This window comes from Parabacteroides chinchillae (genome assembly GCF_900108035.1).
Lineage (GTDB): Bacteria > Bacteroidota > Bacteroidia > Bacteroidales > Tannerellaceae > Parabacteroides > Parabacteroides chinchillae.
The window spans coordinates 127,823-149,833 of the sequence record NZ_FNVS01000009.1 but is presented as its reverse complement, the minus strand read 5'-3'; the positions used below and the strand labels follow the sequence as shown (position 1 = coordinate 149,833).

The window sequence follows — 22,011 nt, the reverse complement described above, 5'->3', positions numbered from 1 at the left end:
AATTTATAAGATATGTTGTTGAATATTCGTTTTATAATTAAAATGCTGGGAGGAATGTTTATCCTTGAGACATTATTTCTCCTTGCTGCTACGGCTGTGGCATTTATTTATAAAGGGGACGATGTAATCCCTTTATTGCAGTCTTGTGGGATTATGTTTGGTACCGGCCTGGTTTGTTACATGATTGGTTTTCGGGCAAACGAATATAATGTAGGACGACGGGAAGGTATGTTAATCGTTACATTGACGTGGATATTTTGTTCTTTGCTGGGAATGCTTCCTTTTTATATAGGCGGATATATTAATACTGTGACCGATGCTTTCTTTGAAACGATGTCGGGATTCACAACCACCGGATCTACTATCCTGACAGATATTGAATCATTGCCTAAAGGTGTTTTATTTTGGCGGAGTTTGACACAATGGCAAGGAGGGATCGGAATGGTGGTTTTTACTGTGGCATTGTTGCCGATTTTTGGTGGAGGAGCGGCGCAGATGTTTGATGCGGAGACGCCTGGTATTACGCACGAACGTTTTCGCCCGCGTATTGCTCAGGTTGCCAAACGCTTGTGGGGTGTGTATATGATTCTGACTATTATTCTTTGTTGTTTTTTGTGGGCAGGACCGATGGATTTGTATGATGCCGTTAACCATGCTATGACAACGATGGCAACAGGGGGATATTCTACTAAAAATGCTAGTATTGCTTATTGGAATTCTGCATATATTGATTATGTGATTACGTTCTTTATGTGCATTGGAGCTACTAATATGGCGTTGATTTATTTCTTTTTTAATGGAAAATATGGAAAGCTTCTGAAAGACGAAGAAACCCACTGGTTCTATATATTTGTAGCGGGGACAATGCTGATTGTTACTTTTTACCTGATGCAAAAAGGATTTGCCGGTAGTTTTGGGGAGGCATTTCGTTTGGCATCGTTTCAGGTTGCAACCTTGGTTTCTACTTGTGGATTTGCGACAGCCAACTATATCCCTTGGGGGCCTTTTTTCTGGTTAATAGCTATCATTCTGATGATAATCTGTGGATGTGCCGGTTCCACCTGCGGAGGTTTTAAGATGGGACGTTTTATGATTCTGACAAAAAACTTACTGAATGAATTTAAGAAACGGACACATCCCCATGCAGTAGTGCCGGTACGTGTAAATGGTCATGCTTTGTCCGATGAGGTTGTATATCGGGTTTTGTCGTTTGCTTTTATTTATATTAGCCTGATAGTGGTGGGTTGTCTGCTGCTGATGGTTGATGGAGTAGGTTTTGAGGAATCGATTGGTTCTGCTGTATCAGCAGTGAGTAATACAGGACCCGGTTTGGGGAGCGTAGGGCCTGTTGATAATTTTTCTGCATTACCTGACTTTTCGAAATGGGTGCTTTCATTCCTGATGATGACTGGACGTTTGGAGATATTTACTGTAATTACAATATTGCTTCCCGGATTTTGGAAGCAGTAATTTTTACGATTCGTAATATACGTTTTCGTTTAATTTTACGTTATAAAAGATACGAATCATTAAGTTGACACATAAATGATAGAATATATAAAGGGCGAAATTGTAGAACTTACGCCTGCACGTATGATCCTGGAATGTAGTGGCATTGGTTATGAGTTCAATATATCTTTAAATACATATAGTGCTTATAATGGGAAGTCTGCGGGGAAAATTTATGTATATGAAGTTATAAGGGAGGATGCCCACCTGTTGTTTGGTTTTGCCGAAAAAATAGAAAGGGAGTTATTTTTGCTTTTAACTTCAGTATCGGGAGTTGGTCCCAATACGGCACGAATGATTCTTTCTTCCCTTCCTCCTTCCGAATTAATACAGGTTATTTCGACAAAAAATGAGACGGCTTTAACAGCTGTGAAAGGGATTGGGGCGAAAACAGCACAGCGTATATTGGTCGATTTAAAGAGTAAAGTGAAACCGGTAGAAGGAATTGCTGTTTCTTCTACATCTCCGGTTCCGGGTAATACGGCAATAGTTGAAGAAGCGGTAGCAGCGTTGGTAATGCTTGGTTTTCAGAAAGCTGCTTCTCAAAAAGCCGTGAATACAATATTAAAAGGGTCACCCATGTTGGCTGTTGAGCAAGTTATAAAAACTGCACTCAGAATGCTTTAATTTTCGGGTTGGAAATAATGAGAAAACGGATACTGAAATATATTCTGTGGATTGTTGTTTTATTGTTTGGGGTCGGTATGTATTCTTTGAATGCCGACTACTTGACTTATACTGCCTCTTTGCCTGAACTTGAAGTAATAAGTGCTCCCGAAGATACAATTCCACCCCGTTTTCCTGTAGCCAAGACTTCTCCTCAGGAATATGAAGATATTGTGAAACAGTCTCCTGCCGATCTCCGTAATCCTGAAAATGTAAAAACCGCTGTGGAATATGACTTAAAAACAGGCACTTACATTGTTCGAACCAAACTAGGCGATATGGAATTGGGAACACCTATGACTTTAACGCCGGAAGAGTATCAGGATTATAGTATGCAACAGTCGTTGCGTTCTTATTTCCGCCAGAAAAATGAAGAAGAATTCCAAAAGGAGGCAAATAAGCAGTTCAACCTGACAGATATGCAATTTAATATTGGTGCTGCAGATCGTATATTCGGTCCGGGTGGAGTACGGGTTAAAACACAGGGTTCTGCCGAACTTACGATGGGATTGAAGAATAATAAAGTACAAAACCCTTCTTTGCCGGAGCGTTCCCGGAATCGGACATTCTTTAATTTCGATGAGAGTGTACAATTAAATGTTCAGGCTTCTGTTGGAACGAAAGTGAATTTTGGTATGAATTATAATACTGAAACATCTTTTGATTTTGATTCTAAAAAACTGAAACTGGCATATACCGGAGAAGAAGATGAAATAATAAAATCTTTGGAAGCGGGAAATGTAAGTATGACTACTAATAACTCGCTGATTAACGGAGGTGCAGCTTTGTTTGGTATTAAGACCGATTTGCAGTTTGGAAAACTTCGTGTAAATGCATTGTTTGCCCAGCAGGAGTCGGAATCGAAAACTGTTAATTCTAAAGGCGGAGTACAAACAAAGCCCTTTGAAATAACAATTGATCAATATGATGAAAACCGACACTTTTTCCTTGCTCAGTATTTTAGGGATACGTATGATGATGCAATGAAAAAATTGCCTTATATTTCTTCTTCCATTACGATTAACCGTATTGAGGTCTGGATTACAAATAAAAGAAGTAATTATGATCAATCCCGTAATATTGTTGCTTTCTCTGATTTAGCGGAACATAAACATATAAGTAATACTTCTTTTATTCAGCCTGCCGGATCTAGTAATTTACCTGCAAACGGAGCTAATAATTTATATAGTAAGCTACAAACGATTGATGGTGCCCGTGAAATTAGCAGAGTGGGGCAGGCCTTACAGGGAAGTCTGGATGGGGGAAAGGATTTTGAAGAAATAGAAAGTGCCCGCAGACTGGATGAATCCGAATATACTTATAGTAAACAGTTGGGATATATCTCATTGAAAACACAATTGCAACAGGATGAAGTATTGGCCGTAGCATTTGAATACACTTCCAACGGGCAGGTATATCAAGTGGGGGAATTTTCTACTGACAATTCCAATAATACTGCCAATTGTCTGTTTGTGAAATTGCTGAAAGGTGTTACAATGGCACCTAATATGCCTTTCTGGGACTTGATGATGAAAAATGTCTATTCTTTAGGCGCTTATTCTGTACAGAAAGAAAAGTTTAAGTTGGATATTATGTATCAGAGCGATTCTGCCGGTACATATGTAAATTATATTCCGGAGCCTTCACTTAAAAATCAGATATGGTTGAAGTTGATGAATTTAGATCGTTTGGATTCAAAGAATGAACCTTATGCTGACGGCTTTTTTGACTATGTTGATGGTTATACTGTTCAATCGGAAAATGGTAAAATTATTTTTCCGGTAATTGAACCGTTTGGCTCAAACCTGAAAAATAAAATAGGTAATGATGCTATTTCTAAAAAATATGTGTATCAGGAATTATATGATTCTACATTGACTGTTGCGCGACAAATTGCAGAGAAGAATAAGTTTATTATGCGTGGGGAGTATAAAGCTTCATCAGGTTCTGAAATTCAACTCGGGGCTACTAATGTAGCACGGGGATCGGTAAAAGTAACAGCAGGTGGAGCGATTCTTACAGAAAATGTAGATTATACTGTAGATTATACTTCCGGTACGGTAACAATTTTGAATGAAAGTATTATTTCTGCCGGAACTCCTGTCAGTGTTTCTCTTGAAAACCAGTCGATGTATAATATGCAGCGAAAGACAATGATGGGGCTCGATTTGAATTATCAGTTCAGTAAAGACTTTAATCTGGGTGCAACAATTATGCACATGTCCGAAATGCCGCTGACTACTAAAACTGCATTTGGTGATGAATCTATTAAAAATACATTATGGGGCGTGAATGCCTCTTATAAAGGCGAAAGTCAATGGTTGACCAATATGCTTGACAAGCTACCTTTGTTGACATTGACTAAACCAAGTCAGATATCTTTCAATGCAGAATTTGCCCATTTGATAGCCGGGCATTATGAAAATAAAAATACCGGAGGATATTCTTATCTGGATGATTTTGAATCTACTCAGAGTGGTTTTGATTTGTTGAATCCATATCCCTGGAATTTAGCTAGCACTCCAACTGATGAGGGTTCATCTGCTTTATTCCCGGAAGGGAAGTTCGTAAATAATATAGAATACGGAAAAAACAGGGCTTTATTAGCTTGGTATTATATAGACGGTATTTTTACGCGTAAAAATTCATCCGCTTTACCCAGACATTTAAAGGAAGATAAAAAGCAATTGTCTAATCATTATGTGCGTGCTGTTTATTCACAAGAATTGTTTCCGAACAAAGATTTGGGATATAATGAGAATAATACTCTTTCTGTTTTGAACCTGGCTTACTATCCGAACCAACGAGGACCTTATAATCTGGATGCAGACAATGTAAATCCGGATGGAACGCTGGCTGCACCTGAAAAGAGATGGGGCGGAATTATGCGTAAGATCGATCAAAGTGATTTTGAGACGGCCAATATCGAATATATAGAATTTTGGTTGATGGATCCTTTTATTTATGACCGTGATGTGAAAGGCGGCGATCTGTATTTTAACCTTGGGGAAATTTCGGAAGATATTCTGAAAGATGAGAAAAAGTTTTTTGAAAATGGTTTGCCTATAGATGGGGATGTGTCAAAGGTAGATACTACTGTCTGGGGTAAAGTCCCTCGTCAGCAAAGTACAGTATATGCTTTTGATAATACAGCCGGAGCTAGAAAATTGCAGGATGTAGGTTTGAATGGCTTATCAACTGCCGAAGAGTTAGGTTTCGATACATATGTGGAATTTTTGGAGAAACTGAAGCGTAAGTTGCCGGCTTCTACGGTTGCCAATATGCAAAATGATCCTTTTTCTGTGTTTAATGATCCTGCCAGTGACAATTACCATTATTTCCGTGGTGAGGACTATGATGAACAGGAAAAGAGTATTTTGGAACGTTACAAACGTTATAATGGAACAGAGGGAAATTCAGAAGAATCAACAGGCCGGTATAATACATCTGCAAAGAATTTACCGGATGTGGAAGATATAAATCAGGACAATACGCTGAATAAAAATGAAAAATATTATGAATATAGGGTTTCTGTCCGTCCGAAAGATTTAGTGGTAGGAAGTAATTTTATCGTAGATAAGCGCGAATCTTCTGTAAACTTGGTAGATGGTACAACAGATAAAGTAACCTGGTATCAGTTTAAAATACCGGTAAAGAAATACGATCGTGCAGTTGGTGGTATCAGTAACTTTAAGACGATACGTTTTATGCGTATGTATTTGACAGATTTTCGTGATTCTACATTTTTCCGTTTTGGAACATTCCAATTGGTAAGAGGCGACTGGCGTTCGTATGAACAGGATTTATCCAATCCAAAAGTACCTCCTACGATTAAAGGTACTTTGGAGGTTTCTACCGTAAATATTGAAGAAAATAGCGATCGCCAACCTGTCAATTATGTGCTTCCTCCGGGAATCAGCCGTATGCTTGATCCTGGTCAGCCTCAGTTAGTGCAACAGAATGAACAGTCTCTTTCGTTGAAAGTAACTAATCTGGCTCCTCAGGATGCAAGGGCTGTTTATAAAAATACGTATTATGATTTACGTCAATATAAACGTTTGCAACTGTTTACACATGCGGAGGCTTTCAGCCCGAACGTTTCAGAACTTAAAAGTAATGAATTGTCGGTTTTCATTCGTTTAGGATCTGATTATAAGAACAATTATTATGAATATGAAGTACCATTGCGTTTGACACCTCATAGTGATCAGTATAATTCGAATAATTCGGATGACAGGGAAGCTGTTTGGCCTACTTCGAATAAGTTGGATTTTAGCTTGGAAGAACTGACGAATATTAAGATGGAGCGTAATCGTGCAAAACGTATGGGAGCAGGCGATGTTACGTTTCAGACCGTGTACTCCAGAAATGATTCTGAACATCCGTTGAATAAAATCAGTATTGTGGGTAATCCTTCTTTGTCTGAGGTTAAAACAATTATGATTGGTGTTCGTAATAATTCCAGGGAAATAAAAAGTGCGGAAGTCTGGGTTAATGAACTTCGTTTGACCGACTTTAATGAATCGGGAGGTTGGGCTGCTAATGCAAATTTGAATGTTGCTTTATCAGATCTGGGAACGGTAAACCTTGCGGGACGGATTGAAACGGCAGGTTTCGGTGCTTTAGATCAGTCTTTGAATGAACGTCGTTTAGATGATTATTCTCAGTATAGTGTAGCAACCTCTATTGAATTAGGAAAATTATTTCCTGAAAAAGCAAAGGTGAGCGTACCATTATATTATGCTTATTCGAAAGAAGTTACAAATCCAAAATATAATCCGTTGGATCAGGATATAAAACTGTCGGATGCTTTGGATGAAATGGAAACAAAAGCGGAAAAAGACTCTATCAAAAACTTTGCACAGGACCGTAATATTATTAAAAGTATTTCATTTAATAACGTGCGGGTTAACATACAGAGCAAAAATCCGATGCCATATGATCCGGCGAATTTCTCTTTCGGATATTCATATAGCGAAAACAGTAAACGGAATCCTGATACGGAATACGAAACAACCAAAGATTACAGAGGAAATTTAGCGTATAATTATACACCCTATGTAAAACCTTTCCGCCCGTTTGGAAAGATAAAGAAGAGTAATGGATATACGAGCTATATTAAACAATTAAGCTTGAATTATGTACCTTCTAACATAAGTTTCCAAACGGCAATGATGCGTAATTATTATGAAATTCAATTGCGTGACTTGACGAGTCAGAGTAGTGGAGGGGATAAAGTACCTGTGTCATTCAGCCAGAATTTTTATTGGGATCGTGCATTTAGTTTACGTTGGGATTTTACTAATAATTTAAGTGCAACGTTCACTTCAGGAACGAATGCCCGGATTGAGGAACCTCATGTTCAAGTGAACAAGGAGCTGAATCCGGATGCATATAAGGTCTGGAAAGATTCGGTAAAACAAAGTATTGCAGACTTAGGTACGCCGATGAAATATGACCAATCTCTGTCTGTGACGTGGAATATGCCATTACAATTTGTACCTGCCCTTAATTGGGTTAATAGTTCATTATCATATAATGCTGCTTATAATTGGGATCGTGGGGCAGAAGTAGATGCTGAGACTGAAATAGGAAATATCATTAAAAACCAACGTCAATTTGATTGGCAGGGTAGTTTTAATATGCAGTCATTGTATAACAAAAATAAATTTTTGAAGAAGGTTAATCAGAAATTTAGCACCACTCGTTCTACAGCTTCCCGTGAACAAGAGAAGAAGAAAAAGGAGGTGAAACTGGAAAAAGAAATTCAATTGAATCCGGATAGTGGTACTATTGTCCAGCATGGTATGTTTACGAAAAAAGTTCGTATTAAAGCCCGCGGTGCTGATGGAAAATTATATTCAGTTAAATACAAACCTCTTAACTACGCACAGGTAATGATTCTGAATAAAGATACGGCACATTTAAAATTGACGATTTATCCCGGACCTAAACCAACTGAAGATTTCTTTTATAAATCAGCAGAATATGCTAGTCGTTTCTTGATGATGGTTCGTCGTATTAATGTTCAGTATTCTACAACGGCAGGTATGATGTTGCCAGGCTTTCGTCCGCAAATTGGAGATATATTCGGACAGAAAAGAAATAGTGGCATATTGGCTCCGGGGCTGGGCTTTGCTTTTGGTTCCGTAGACCGTAATTATATTAATGAGGCGGCAGACAGAGGCTGGCTGGTAATGGATTCCTCTAATGTAACTCCGGCCATGATCAATAATGCGAAGAATCTGACAATCCGTGCAAATCTGGAACCTATTCCCGGATTGAAAATTGATTTGAATGCAAATCGTGTTGATACCCGTAGTACGGAGATTCAATATATGTATGATGGTATGCCGGAAATTCAAGGCGGTAGTTTTACTATGACAACTATTGCTTTGGGGAGTGCTTTGGGAGGAAGTGGCAATGCTGGAAATGGGTACTCGTCTAAAGCATTTGATAAGTTCCTGTCCAATCGCAGTATCATAGCAGAACGTCTGGAAAATATGTATTCCGGTACCGTTTATCCGAATGCCGGTTTTATTGCGGGTACGCCAAATGCAGGGCGTCCGTATAAACGCGGAGGTGTTAGTTTAAATTCAACGGATGTATTAATTCCGGCATTTTTGGCTGCCTATACCGGGAGGAATCCTAATAATGTTGGACTTTCCGCTTTCCCTTCAATAGCCAGTTTGTTGCCAAACTGGCGTATTACCTATGACGGGTTGATAAAGATTCCGACAATAAAGAAATATTTTAAAAGTGTGATGTTGAGCCATCAATATCGTTGTTCTTATAGTGTAGGAACATTCTCTTCATTTCTGAACTGGGTCGATACGGGGCAGGATGGTCTTGGTTATATCCGGGATGTGTTAACTGGCAATCCAACACCTTCTTCTCCTTATGAAATTGCAGCAGTAAGCATATCTGAAGGATTTAGTCCTTTATTGGGAGTTGATGCAACCATGCTGAATAATGTAACGGCGCGTGCCGAATACCGCACTACCCGGAATCTGAGTTTGAATATTTCATCTTATCAGTTAGTGGAAGCTTTATCTAATGAGTTTGTTATAGGTTTGGGATATAAAATGACGGAATTCAACAAGGTATTGAAGATGAAAAAGACAAGAGACTTTAGTAATGACCTTACGGTTCGTATGGATTTTTCATTTCGCAAAATGCAATCATTGATCCGTAAGATAGAGGATGGTTTTACACAAGCTACCAGTGGCAATATTGCAAGAACAATCCAGTTCTCTGCCGACTATGGTTTAAGCCGTGCACTTACTTTAAGGGCTTTTTATGATTTGCAGGTAAATAAACCATTAGTATCGAGTGCATCATATCCGACTTCAAACTCAAACTATGGATTAAGTGTCCGTTTTTCATTGGCACAATAATTCGAAATATCAATAATAAACAGGTTAGTGTATGAAAAGAGTTTACATTCTGTTTGGCCTTTTCTTATTGCTTTTTGGCCAGATTTTTGGTCAAAAAGTAGAAGGATATGTTTATGATGCAGCAAACAATGACCCTTTGACCGGTGTCAGTATATATTATAAAGATAAGTCTGGAACAAGAGGAACCGTATCAGATATAGACGGACATTATGAATTGCCGGTTCCTGCAGGAAGTGTCATATTAATGTTCAGCTATTTAGGATATGAGAACCAGTCCTACCCGTTAATCCTTGCTCGCGGACAGAGTTATACTTTAAATGCGCAAATGAAGGTTCAGACGAACTTGATGGATGAGGTGGTTGTTAGTGTGAGCCGTTACGAACAAAAATTAAGCGATGTGACTGTTTCGATGGAGCTTCTTAAAGCATCCGATATTGTTAAACAAGACCCTGTGGATCTGACTTCCGTATTAAAGAATCTACCGGGCGTAGAAATTACGGATCGCCAACCATCAATTCGTGGTGGAAGCGGCTGGACGTATGGAGTAGGTAGCCGTTGTCTTATTCTGGTAGATGGGATGTCCGTTCTTTCACCGGGATCGGGAGAAATAAACTGGAATATTGTTCCAATGGAAAATGTGGAGCAGGTGGAAGTGCTGAAGGGAGCCTCTTCTGTGCTTTATGGTTCTTCTGCATTAAATGGTTTGATTAATGTGCGTACTAAACGTCCGAGCTTGGATCCGGTAACACATGCAAATGCGTATATGGGTATTTATGGGGATCCTGAAAATAAAAGTAATATTTGGTGGGATCGTGATTTCTGGAAGAATGGAGGATATGGCACGAAGCCTTTGTTGCGTAATATTCTTCCCGGTTCAAATCCGATGTATAATGGGGTTGATTTGTCGCATAGCCGTCGTATAGGCAATTTCGATTTGTCGGCTGGTCTGAATCTTTTTTCCGACGAAGGTTATCGTAAAGGTAATTACACAAAACGTTTCCGCGCCGGAGGAAACCTGACGTACCATGATCCGCGAGTGAAAGGATTAAATTATGGTGTGAATGGTAATTTCCTTTCAAATGATTATGCTGGATTCTTTTTGTGGCGTTCTCCGGAGGAAGTGTATACACAATCTCCGTTAGCGAATATGGGACGCGAAGGACATAGTTTTTATGTTGATCCTTTTATCAATTATTCCAATCCTGATAATAATACGGTGCATCGTATTAAAGGACGCATTTATCGCCGCAAAGATCAGATTGTATCGGGTACAACGGACAAGTCCATTTCAGAGATTGCCAACAACATGGGATTTGATTCTAACTCCATTCCTGAGATAGTGAATATAGCAAAAAATCCGATGGAAACGTTGATGCCTATAGTTATTCCACACCTGGGAGATGTATTAAACGGCAATTTTACAGGATTAGCCGGGGAGGTAGAAAAATTAGGTAATCATTTCTTTCCGACGGCAAAACCTGCCGATTATATGGATTTGGTTTCTTGGGTAATGGGGCGTACTCCACTACCAACCAATGAAGAAGAACTTCTGCCTTGGCTGGAAAATGCATTGGAACCGGTAGAGAAAAAGAAACCGGGTGCAGATCTGACTGCTTCGTATTATTTGGATTACCAGTTTAGCAAGAAATATGATAATTCTTTATTGACGACAGGCGCTACTTACGAGCGTGTTTATGCCGATTCGAAGGTGACAGGTACACATAAAAGCGATAATATTGCCCTGTTTGTTCAATATGACCGGAAATTCTTCGATAAGTTGAATCTATCGTTAGGAATGCGGATGGAATATTATCGTGTGGACGATCATTATAGAGAAGCCGAGACAAAACTATTTGGATCTGACATTCCGTTTAAGCCTGTCTTCCGTGGCGGTCTGAATTATGAATTAGGAGAGTATAGCTTCATACGTGCTTCTTTCGGGCAAGGGTATCGTTATCCATCTATCGTAGAAAAATTCGTTTTGAAAGACATTGGTGGAGTTGGTGCGTTTCCGAATGCCAATCTGAAAGCAGAACAAGGGTTCAATGCGGAAATAGGCTTTAAGCAAGGATATAAACTGGGAGGTCTAAAAGGTTTTGTGGATGTTGCCGGCTTTTACACTCAGTATAAAGATATGATCGAGTTTCAGATCGGCTTGTTTGATAAAGAATCATTTGAATACCTCGATAATCTGAAGGATATAATCTCCTTGTTGATAAATGGGAAAGTCCCGGGTATAGGCGCTCAGTTTACAAATGTGGGAAAAGCCCGTATTTCCGGTATTGATGCTTCTGTTAACGGTATGTATAATTTTAATTCGCATACAAAACTGACCTTTAATTTGGGTTATGTCTATACTCAGCCCATCGATCTGGAAGCGGATGATATAAATGCAAAAGAGGAGGCGAATACGGATGTGTTTTCTATGAAATCTAAATCGAATACTTCGAGGTATTTGAAATACCGTCAAAAGCATTCCTTGAAAGGTATGTTCGATCTGGAATGGAAGCGTGTAAACATAGGTACAAACCTGGCCTGGAAAAGCAAGACTTTAGCTGTTGATTACTTTATGGTAGATGAACGGGAAAAAGTATATCCCGATTTGATGGACTATGTTCGTGGTTTGATGTTCGGAGACCTTCATGATTACTGGACGAATAATAATAAAGGATATTTCACTATGGATATTCGTCTAGGAGTGAAAATAACAAAAAATATTCATTTTCAGGGTATTATAAATAACCTTTGGAATAAAGAGTATAGTGTACGCCCGATGGATGTTGGCGTACCCCGGACGTTTATTATGCAATTGAATACTACGTTTTAGAGCATTTCTGATAATTGAGGCGGAGCCGGCTTGGTTTCGCCATTAATCAAACTGTTAATTTTATCTGCAATTAAATGTTTGGCTTATAAAGGATGGAAATTTTTTAATTCTTTCCGTAAGGATAAAGCTTTGTTTTCGGTTACTCTGTTCATGATATTCCAGAACCGCTCGTTGTGATTCATTTCTACCGTATGGCATAATTCATGTAGTAATACGTAATCTATCAGATGTTCCGGTAAAAGCATCAGGCTAAGTGACAGGTTTATGTTTTTACCGGAAGAACAACTGCCCCATCTGCTTTTGCTGTTTTGTATTTTAAGACTTTTATAAGAAAACTTGTGGCGTTCGGCTAATAGTTTAATGCGTGGAGGAAGTAAGCGCTTGGCTTCGTGCCGGAGAGCGGTTTCCAGCATTTTATGTAAGACTTTCTGGGTTTCCTTATTCTCAAAAAGAATGTCTTCAGGACAAGCTATATTAAGATAGCCATCTTTCAAAGCCATTACGAATTTTTTATGTTTATGGCGCAAAATGCGGAGATGGAATGAATAGGTTTGAAGTTGGGTGTTCTCATCCAATAAAACCAGAGGGCGGTTCTGCAAATGTTGTAACAAACGTTCTTTGTTTTCCCGGATAAGGCGTAACATGAAGTCTTCATTTCCGTTCACAGGCATGGTTCCGACTATTTCTCCGTTTACTACTTTTAGAGAGTATCGGATAGCGCGGGGATGTGTACGCAACTTTATAATTCCTAATTCACTGTCGGGTATCATCTTTTCCATAACGTATGCAAAAGTAATACTTTGCGGGGGAATAATACCGTAGAAATATGTATCTTTGCAGCCAGATTCCAGAAATAGTATAAATAAATATAATATTACAGATCATGAGCAAAAAAGCACTATTATTAATCTGTGATGGTTGGGGTATCGGAGACCATCAGAAAGATGACGTAATCTATAACACTTCTACTCCTTATTGGGATTATCTGTTGAAAACATACCCGAACTCTCAGTTGCAGGCTTCTGGTGAAAATGTCGGTCTACCTGACGGACAGATGGGTAACTCGGAAGTAGGTCACCTGAATATTGGTGCAGGACGTGTTGTATATCAGGATTTGGTGAAAATTAATATAGCATGCCGCCAGAATACAATTATGGATAACCCGGAAATCAAACGTGCTTATAGTTATGCAAAAGAAAATAATAAGCAGATTCATTTCATGGGATTGGTTTCGGACGGAGGTGTGCATAGTTCTATGGAGCATTTGTTCAAACTAACAGATATTGCTAAGGAATACGGTATCAGTAAAGCTTATGTTCATTGCTTTATGGATGGTCGTGATACAGACCCGAAGAGCGGAAAGGGCTTTATAGAACAGCTGGAAAATCATTTGAAAACGACAGGAGGCAAGATTGCTTCTATTATTGGCCGTTATTATGCAATGGACCGTGATAAACGTTGGGAACGCATAAAAGAAGCTTATGACTTGCTTGTAAATGGCAAAGGTAAAGAAGCTGCTTGTATGGTGACTGCAATGGAGGAATCATATGCAGAAGGTGTAACTGACGAGTTTATTAAGCCGATTGTACATGTTGAAAACGGCAAACCGGTAGCTACTATCGAAGAAGGCGATGTTATTATATTTTTCAACTATCGTAACGACCGTGCTAAAGAATTAACGGTTGTATTGACACAACAAGACATGCCCGAAGCCGGTATGCGTACTATCCCTAATTTGCAATATTTCTGTATGACTCCGTATGATGCAAGTTTTAAAGGAGTGCATATCTTGTTTGATAAGGAAAATGTAGAAAATACATTGGGAGAATATCTTGCAGCTGAAGGTAAGACCCAGTTGCATATTGCAGAAACTGAAAAATATGCTCACGTAACATTCTTTTTCAATGGCGGACGCGAAACTCCTTATGATGCAGAAGAACGTATCTTGGTTCCGTCTCCGAAAGTGGCAACGTACGACCTGAAGCCTGAAATGAGTGCATATGAAGTAAAAGATAAATTGGTTGAGGCAATCAATACGAAGAAATATGATTTCATTGTTTGTAATTATGCTAATGGCGATATGGTAGGCCATACCGGAATCTACGATGCAATTGAAAAAGCAGTTGTTGCAGTAGACGCTTGCCTGCATGATACGGTTGAGGCTGCAAAAGCGAATGATTATGAAGTAATCATTATTGCAGACCATGGAAATGCAGACCATGCATTGAATGAAGATGGTACTCCTAATACTGCCCACTCTTTAAATCCGGTTCCGTTTGTGTATGTAACGGCAAATAAAGATGCAAAAGTGGAAGATGGTATTTTAGCAGATGTAGCACCTTCTCTTCTCCGGATTATGGGCATGGAACAGCCAAAAGAAATGACTGGGAAGGTGTTGATTAAATAATAATAATATATTAATATGATCTTTAAACCCTGTAAGGGACTAACAAATGTTGTTTGCTTTTACAGGGTTTTTTGTATGTTTATTTTTCTTATTTATGATACAGATAGATGACACATTGGTTAGCTTGGATGTAATAGAACGCTATTTCATTTGCGACCTTTCTCATTGTAAAGGGGCTTGTTGCATAGAAGGTGACTCTGGTGCTCCTTTGGAAGATTCCGAATTGGCAAAACTTCAGAAGGTACTTCCATATGTATGGAATGATTTGTCTCCTAAAGCACAGGAAGTGATAGATAGACAGGGAGTGGCTTATATCGACGAAGAAGGAGATACGGTAACTTCTATTGTGAATGGGAAGGACTGTGTGTTTACCTGTTACGATGGGGATGGAACTTGTAAATGTGCTATCGAAAAAGCATACCGTGAAGGCCGCGTCGATTTTTATAAACCGGTATCTTGCCATTTATATCCGATCCGGGTTACACAATACCGTGATTTCCGTGCTGTAAACCTTCATCGGTGGGATGTGTGTAAAGCTGCCGAAATATTAGGGAAGAAAGAGAAACTTCCGGTTTATAAGTTCTTGAAAGAACCGCTGATCCGTAAGTTTGGTAAAGAATGGTATGATGCTTTAGAACAGTGTGCCCAAGAGTGGTCGAAGCAAAAGAATATGTAAATTTGTAATTCCTTAAATTAATACTAGTATGGATAGACGTAGATTTTTACAGTTAGGTGGATTGGCTGCTACTGCAGCATTGATGTCAAGTGATTTAAAGGCTATGGATTTTAAACATAATCCGAAAATAAAGCCGGTTGTGGGTTCCTGGTTCGAATTCTATCACCATTCGCGTGTGGGAGCGAAGTATTGGAATCCTATTTTATATAAATATACGGATGAACAATGGCGGGCAATGATCAAAGATATCCATGAATTGGGTATGGAGTATCTGGTATTGCTATCTGTTGCAGACAATGGAAAGACTTTTTATCCGTCAAACTTGCAACCACGATATGATATGGCTTCACCTGATCCGTTAGAAACTGTGCTTAGCGCAGCGGATGAATATGGAATCAAGTTCTTTATTAGTAATGATTATTGGGGAGATTTCCGGGAAGTGGATAAAATGATGACTAGCCGGGAAATAGCTGCTCTGCGTGCTAAAGGAATGGAAGAAGTAGCCACAAAATATTCTCATCATAAAAGTTTTTACGGTTGGTATTATCCGAATGAAACCAATTTGACGGAAACGATGGATGAAATGACAATCGCTTATGTCAATGGCAGTTCAAAATTGGCGCACGAATTGACTCCTCATTGTAAAACGATGATTGCCCCTTACGGGACACGTACTGTAAAAGCTGATGATTATTATGCAAAACAATTGGAGAGATTAGATGTGGATATTATTGCATATCAAGATGAAGTCGGTGTGCAAAAGTCTAAGGCCGGTGAAGTTGGAAAATACTTCGAGGCTTTGTCTCGTGCCCATAATAAAGCTGGTCGTGCTAAAATCTGGGCAGACTTGGAGATATTTGATTTTGAAGGGAAAGTATATACAAGTCCGGCCATACCGTCTACATTCGATCGTCTTCTTGTGCAGATGGAAGATGTTTCTCCTTTTGTTGAGAAAATATTAATTTACCAGTATAGCGGACTTATGAGTAAACCGGGTTCAATAGCAACTCTCGGACAGCCGAAAGCAGATAAATTTTATACAGACTATGCTGCCTGGCTGAAAGCGCAGAAGTAATCAGCCTTTCCGGATCAGTTCTGCCGATTGGCATTCCTCTTTAAGGTATGTTTCGATATGACGCTTTTTCTTGTCTTCCAGAATTTCGTTGATAGCGATAAGTATTCCGGTTTCTTCTACTTCTCCGAACTCGTGGTTGATAGCAGTTCCGAATACACGCATCTTTGGGGAAAGGCTCATATACGCATTTACAAGCGGCGGAACATTGATTCCGAATTTTCTTACTTCCTGGTTTAATACCTTATAATTGTCTTTGAAATTGTCATGGTGGAAAAGTGCTTTCATTTTTTCTAAGTCAGTGTTTGTTTGTAGCGGATAAACAGGTGTTATCAGTTTTTCTGCATCAGGAAAATGGAGTCCCAGGAAGTAAAGAATCATATTTCGGGCTTCGGTATTGTAAGTGTTATACATCGTAACTTTACCGAAGTAATATTTTAAACTTGGGTCTACTACGGATAATGCGCCTAGCCCGTCCCATAAATTGTCAAGTACGAATAAGCTCTTTGCAGAAGTCCTTGTTGATTGGTATTCCAATGTAACGAACGAGCGTCCTAGCTCTACGGTGTAAGGAAGCACTTCTTTTATGAACTGCTCTGAAAAATTAAACAGATGTGCTGTCGCAAGTATCGGCTTTCCTGTCTTATCGAATTTTACATCTGTACCGCATAAAAAGCGATACCCTCCCAATATTTGTTCGTCTTCAGGACTCCATACGATTAGTTGTCTGTATGCATCTTCCATAGTGTCGAACATGTCAATATCGCAATCTAAGCCAGTGCCGCCTCCATAATACCGGAAAGCTATTTCGCGGAGACGTCCTATCTCACGCATGACGTTGGGGGCATCATGGGCTGTAATGATGTAAATTTCGTTGTTCGATTTATTTGTTCTCCGGAGTAATTTATCTTTTGTGAGTTCAGCTTTCAAAAGAGTCCGGTCAACAGGTTTAATGATGTCTTGCATATAGTGAGTCTATTTTTTCTTTAAATTATAAACAATTCCTTTTACCCATTCAGCCCATTCAGCCGGCTTTTTGCTATTGTCGAATGTTTGCCAGGGAATGGGTTTGCCAAAATAAATGTGGAATGTTTTATGCTTGCACCGGAACATTTCATCCGGCAGGTATATCATTTCGTAATTCATTTTTATACCGAATGCTTTGCGGATATTTGCCAAACGATAGAAAAAATTGGAGTTTTTTCCTTCAAAGTAAACGGGTATAACGTTTCGTTTATATTCTACAGCTTTTTGGATGAATGATTTTTTCCATTCTAGATCGGTAATATGTCCGTTTTGCTTGCGCGAACAAAGTCCTGCTGGAAAGGTAATAATTTGGTTGTCAGATGTATAAGCTTCTTCTATCAATCTGGCATTTTCTTTACCTTGGGCGCCATGTTTATTAATAGGGACAAATATCGATTTTAAATTAGATAAATAAAGGAGCAGGTCGTTTACCAGATAACGGATTTTTCCATTATAGTGTGTTCCGATAACGGCCGACAGGCAAATTCCGTCCAGTCCTCCTAACGGATGATTGGATGCGAATATATATCGTCCTTCTGAGGGGAGATTTTCTACGTCTACTAAATTTAGGGTAAGATCGAAATATCCTATAAGTTCATTCATGAAGTCCACTCCGTCTTTGTCGTGGTAACGGGTGAGGATGTCATTTAATTCTTCTTGATGAATGGTACGTGTCAGATAATTGACAACAAACCCCGGTATCTTTTTAGCAGCAGGTGCTTTTTCTTGTAGTACCTGCCTTATGTCAATCTGTTTTATGCTATTTGCCTGTGTCATTCTTGCATTCACTCGTGGCAAAGATATAGCGAATAATTAAATCAGACCTTTTTTATAGGATGTTTTTAATTATATTTCTCTAAATCTTTGGCTAAATCTTCCAAAATACTATGATATGTCTTATTTGTTCTGGGCTTTGGATTTAAAGGTCTCATTTCTTTTAATGGTTTATTATAGAATGCATTGATTATATATTGCATATCCATTTTGTCAGCGTCGGGGAATTTTTTTATATGCTTGACGGCTAATTCTTTGTTTATTTCTTTCACATAGTGTTCAAATTGGGGTAGATAATAATAATCAAAGAACTCGCTGATATAACTACGGCAATAATCGTTTTCGGAATTGCCTTTTAAAGCTTGTTCAAATGCTGGATTGACAGGTTGCTTTACTGATTCGATCTGTTTTAAGGAAGCATTCATTGAATAATCATCATGTAAAGCCAGTATGTCTCTTAAAGCATATAATGTTGCTTTGGCCCGCCTCTCGGCTGTCTTGATGTGATTTATTTTACATCTTCCTGCCCGGTAGTCTGCTTGTGCAATAGCATAGCGGTACAATTCGGCTGTGAATTGACGACCTGCAATAGTGCGTGCCAAATCAATAGCGTCCCGGTCTATGAACTTATTTCCTTTGCCATAGGGCAAGCGTGCTAATATGTGAAGTATTTCAGGTACTTTATTTAAGGTTGTAGCTATTTTTGTGTCATTGTCCCGGAATTCTTTTACAGATTCGTCTGTGATCTCCTTTTTGGCAAAAGCCCATATGTTTTTGTATTGTGCAGGAAGTTCATCTTCTAGCTCGATAACAGGCATTGCAGCTTTCCAGCCTTCCAGCATAATTTTTGCATTTTCTTCATAGCGGTCATTGCAGAATACAGGTAAAATTTCTTCCGGGGTTAACATGTCGGGCTTCCAGGAATTATGTGTGAAAAATTCCAACATTAAGGGATCGCTATGTGATGTTTCAGGCCAGAAAACAAAACCTTTACACATTGGGTCTGCAATAGCGATGGGCATACGCTGCTTGATCAAGTCGTAATTTCCCCGCAATTCATTTTCCCATTCGTATGCGTGGAAAATGCCAAATGTGTATGGAAATTTATTTACCACACCCCAGTTCTCAAAATGCGTGTTTGTTTTGTTGGAAGGTAAATCTGATGTATAATCAAGAATAATTGTATTTGAAGGATTCAATTGCATTAATAGTTTTTTTATTTCGCTGCCTTTCCAGCCTGGGAGATAAAAATCCCATGATGCTATTAAAACCGGTGCTGTTGGATAGTGTTCGCGTAGTTTATTAATTATACGGCGGTATGCGTATAGTTTCATTTCCAGATTATCTTCCCGTGTGTTAAAAGTTTCTCTTTCTGCTATGCCAATCGTGTGAAACATATCGGGACTACCGTAATTATCAATGTGGGCTTGCGTTAGTTTCCAATAGTTATCTAGGTTCTTATCGTCGCGGATATCCCATACGGCATTGGTGGGATTTCCCAGATAGGCACCTCCGGATTGTGGGTTAAATGTGGGTTGAACGGTTTTAAGGAAAGCTTTGGGTGTACAACTATACCAGTGGGTCATAGTCCCCATATCCTCAGGATGTATTAGTTCCCGGTCTCTTGCATAGCTCAGGATGTGTTTTCGTAATTCGCCGCGATATTGTAAAGGCCAGGCTGTCGTTCTGTCATAAAATGAACGGGGGAGTGCTTCCGGCAAAGTTTTATCAGTAGGAGGGTAAGGAACAATGTCTGGAAATGCTTTCTGGAAAATATCATCCATGCCAATACGTAGCATGAATAGATTCAGGCGCTTTTTTACGATCCAGTTTATTTCTTTCTCCCATTCGTCAGGTCCCCAGTGCTCTGCCTGAAAACGGGTCAGGCTGCGGTGCGCAAAATAGCGAAGACCTCTATACATGAATCGGGGAGATTCCGTAATATCAAGTCCTGTCATTTGGATATGGTCGGCTTTTGGAATAATATCCCCATCCCAGAAATAGCGGCATCCTGCTTCTCTTTCGAAGAAATCATATACGGCATATAGCGTAGACCGCCCGTTTCCTCCTGCAAGAAAAAGAAAGTTACAACCGTCGTCTTTTGCTGATAATATTCGATAAGAGTCACTTTCTGCTCCGATATTAAGAGGTGATATGATTTTTTTTTCGATGGCATCTCTTGTAAAACGGTTCACAATATCTGAGCCTATGACAATTAAATTGCCTTTTTGGGGAGTGTTTATAATTTCCAGCTTTTGCCCTGTAACGGCATGATAGAATGCCTGAAATTCATTTGCTGCAATTTCATAAGCGCGGTGTGCATTTGTTGGTTTTAAAATCTTCCAATCATTTGCTTGTGTAAAAAATGAAATAAAAATAGAAGCGATAATAAGAAATGGTGTTCTCATAATGATAAAATGGTTTTTCTTTTTGAGATGTACAAATGTAGTGAATACTAATCAGAATAACCAATACTGTTGGACAAAAGAAAAAATTCATCGTTATGACTTTTCAAAAACATAACTATGAATTAAAAGAATCATAACTATGATTGTGTCCGTTTTGGCTTTCCTGTTTATTTGATGAGCTGTTGAAAACTTTTTTTGCACTTTTCTTATCTATTTCTTGGCAGGTATTTTCGGAAATATGTACTTTTACCCTCTAATAGGTTAATGTATGTGCTGCTCAAAGAAGTACGCCATCTTATTTTAAGAGGAAGTTTAACATAAATGCAGGAGATGGAAGAGACAGAAATTTGCTATCATGTTCCGGTGATGTTGCATCAAAGCCTGGAGGGTATGAATATTAGTCCTTCGGGTATTTATGTTGATGTGACATTTGGTGGTGGCGGGCATTCCCGTGAGATACTGAAACGGTTGGATAGCGAAGGGCACTTATATGGCTTTGATCAGGATGCGGATGCGGAAAATAATATCCCGGATCAGCCGGGATTTACATTCGTTAGAAGTAATTTCCGCTACTTGTATAATTTTATGCGTTATTACGGAGTGGATGGGGAAGTCGATGCTTTGCTAGCCGATCTGGGTGTATCGTCCCATCATTTTGATGATAAAGAACGCGGTTTTTCTTTTCGGTTTGACGGTGCATTGGATATGCGGATGAATACCCGTGCGGGTAAGACTGCTGCCGACATCGTAAATACTTATACGGCAGAGGCATTAGCTAATGTGTTCTACTTGTATGGTGAATTGAAGGTTGCGCGAAAGTTGGCTACTGTGTTGGTAAAAGCACGTGAAACCAAAGAAATAAGGACTATTGGGGATTTTTTGGAAATACTGAAGCCGTTTGCCGGCAGGGATAAAGAAAAAAAGTTTTTAGCACAGGCTTTTCAGGCACTTCGTATAGAGGTGAATGACGAGATGCGTGCTTTGCGCGATATGCTTCAGCAGACTTTGAAAATATTGAAGCCGGGTGGACGGTTAGTGGTTATTACTTATCATTCGCTGGAAGATCGTTTAGTGAAAAACTTCCTCAAAACAGGCAACTTTGAAGGAAAGAGCGAGCAGGACTTTTTTGGAAATATTCAGTCTCCGTTTAAATTAGTGAATAATAAAATTATCGTTCCGGATGAAGAAGAGGTCATACGGAATCCCCGTTCCAGAAGTGCTAAACTTCGGATTGCTGAGAAAAAATAAT

The 22,011-nt window shown here is 39.1% G+C and carries 12 protein-coding genes; 8 read left to right on the top strand and 4 right to left on the bottom strand.

The window, feature by feature from the left end:
- Positions 1–15 precede the first annotated feature (15 nt).
- The 4 genes from C4S38_RS09030 (at position 16) to C4S38_RS09015 (ending at position 12,399) form a co-directional block, all read left to right on the top strand.
- On the top strand, positions 16–1,470 hold the full coding sequence (locus tag C4S38_RS09030) for a TrkH family potassium uptake protein (RefSeq protein ID WP_103983481.1): 1,455 nt from the start codon (positions 16–18) through the stop codon (positions 1,468–1,470).
- Between the two features lie 75 nt (positions 1,471–1,545).
- On the top strand, positions 1,546–2,136 hold the full coding sequence (gene ruvA / locus C4S38_RS09025) for a Holliday junction branch migration protein RuvA (RefSeq protein WP_103983460.1): 591 nt from the start codon (positions 1,546–1,548) through the stop codon (positions 2,134–2,136).
- Between the two features lie 17 nt (positions 2,137–2,153).
- On the top strand, positions 2,154–9,572 hold the full coding sequence (gene sov, locus C4S38_RS09020; protein ID WP_103983459.1) for a T9SS outer membrane translocon Sov/SprA: 7,419 nt from the start codon (positions 2,154–2,156) through the stop codon (positions 9,570–9,572).
- Positions 9,573–9,603: 31 nt separating this feature from the next.
- Positions 9,604–12,399 (top strand): TonB-dependent receptor, encoded by a 2,796-nt coding sequence (locus C4S38_RS09015; protein ID WP_103983458.1) that lies wholly within the window; start codon positions 9,604–9,606, stop codon positions 12,397–12,399.
- Positions 12,400–12,482: 83 nt separating this feature from the next.
- On the opposite strand, the gene C4S38_RS09010 is transcribed toward C4S38_RS09015, so the two are convergent.
- Positions 12,483–13,178 carry a M48 family metallopeptidase gene (locus C4S38_RS09010; protein ID WP_103983457.1) on the bottom strand — a complete coding sequence of 232 codons (696 nt, stop codon included), beginning with the start codon at positions 13,176–13,178 and terminating at the stop codon, positions 12,483–12,485.
- Positions 13,179–13,282: 104 nt separating this feature from the next.
- Here C4S38_RS09010 and gpmI point away from each other — a divergent pair, with 104 nt between their 5' ends.
- From gpmI to C4S38_RS08995, 3 genes are all read left to right on the top strand, one after another.
- Positions 13,283–14,806: a 2,3-bisphosphoglycerate-independent phosphoglycerate mutase gene (gene gpmI, locus C4S38_RS09005; protein WP_103983456.1), complete on the top strand. Its 1,524-nt coding sequence runs from the start codon at positions 13,283–13,285 to the stop codon at positions 14,804–14,806.
- A 94-nt stretch (positions 14,807–14,900) separates the two neighbouring features.
- A complete protein-coding gene (locus C4S38_RS09000; RefSeq protein WP_103983480.1) occupies positions 14,901–15,482 on the top strand; it encodes a DUF3109 family protein in 582 nt (193 codons plus the stop codon).
- Positions 15,483–15,510: 28 nt separating this feature from the next.
- Entirely contained in the window at positions 15,511–16,557 is a 1,047-nt protein-coding gene (locus tag C4S38_RS08995) for a DUF4434 domain-containing protein (RefSeq protein WP_103983455.1), read from the top strand.
- Here the strand turns inward: C4S38_RS08995 and C4S38_RS08990 are convergent, their stop codons facing one another.
- From C4S38_RS08990 to C4S38_RS08980, 3 genes are all read right to left on the bottom strand, one after another.
- A complete protein-coding gene (locus C4S38_RS08990; protein WP_099463711.1) occupies positions 16,558–17,520 on the bottom strand; it encodes a GNAT family N-acetyltransferase in 963 nt (320 codons plus the stop codon). It lies immediately after the preceding gene.
- 9 nt (positions 17,521–17,529) lie between these two features.
- A complete protein-coding gene (locus tag C4S38_RS08985) occupies positions 17,530–18,357 on the bottom strand; it encodes a 1-acyl-sn-glycerol-3-phosphate acyltransferase (protein ID WP_103983454.1) in 828 nt (275 codons plus the stop codon).
- A 65-nt stretch (positions 18,358–18,422) separates the two neighbouring features.
- Positions 18,423–20,762 carry an alpha-N-acetylglucosaminidase TIM-barrel domain-containing protein gene (locus tag C4S38_RS08980; protein WP_103983453.1) on the bottom strand — a complete coding sequence of 780 codons (2,340 nt, stop codon included), beginning with the start codon at positions 20,760–20,762 and terminating at the stop codon, positions 18,423–18,425.
- A 330-nt stretch (positions 20,763–21,092) separates the two neighbouring features.
- Between C4S38_RS08980 and rsmH the strand changes: the two genes are divergently transcribed.
- A complete protein-coding gene (gene rsmH, locus C4S38_RS08975; RefSeq protein ID WP_103983479.1) occupies positions 21,093–22,010 on the top strand; it encodes a 16S rRNA (cytosine(1402)-N(4))-methyltransferase RsmH in 918 nt (305 codons plus the stop codon).
- Position 22,011: the final 1 nt, after the last annotated feature.

Bases quoted from the DNA above. Each gene is read 5' to 3' on its own strand.
- sov (WP_103983459.1), top strand. From the start codon at position 2,154: ATGAGAAAACGGATACTGAAATATATTCTGTGGATTGTTGTTTTATTG.
- ruvA (WP_103983460.1), top strand. From the start codon at position 1,546: ATGATAGAATATATAAAGGGCGAAATTGTAGAACTTACGCCTGCACGT.
- C4S38_RS09010 (WP_103983457.1), bottom strand. From the start codon at position 13,178: ATGGAAAAGATGATACCCGACAGTGAATTAGGAATTATAAAGTTGCGT.
- gpmI (WP_103983456.1), top strand. From the start codon at position 13,283: ATGAGCAAAAAAGCACTATTATTAATCTGTGATGGTTGGGGTATCGGA.
- C4S38_RS08985 (WP_103983454.1), bottom strand. From the start codon at position 18,357: ATGACACAGGCAAATAGCATAAAACAGATTGACATAAGGCAGGTACTA.
- C4S38_RS08980 (WP_103983453.1), bottom strand. From the start codon at position 20,762: ATGAGAACACCATTTCTTATTATCGCTTCTATTTTTATTTCATTTTTT.
- C4S38_RS08990 (WP_099463711.1), bottom strand. From the start codon at position 17,520: ATGCAAGACATCATTAAACCTGTTGACCGGACTCTTTTGAAAGCTGAA.
- C4S38_RS09000 (WP_103983480.1), top strand. From the start codon at position 14,901: ATGATACAGATAGATGACACATTGGTTAGCTTGGATGTAATAGAACGC.
- C4S38_RS08995 (WP_103983455.1), top strand. From the start codon at position 15,511: ATGGATAGACGTAGATTTTTACAGTTAGGTGGATTGGCTGCTACTGCA.
- C4S38_RS09015 (WP_103983458.1), top strand. From the start codon at position 9,604: ATGAAAAGAGTTTACATTCTGTTTGGCCTTTTCTTATTGCTTTTTGGC.
- rsmH (WP_103983479.1), top strand. From the start codon at position 21,093: ATGGAAGAGACAGAAATTTGCTATCATGTTCCGGTGATGTTGCATCAA.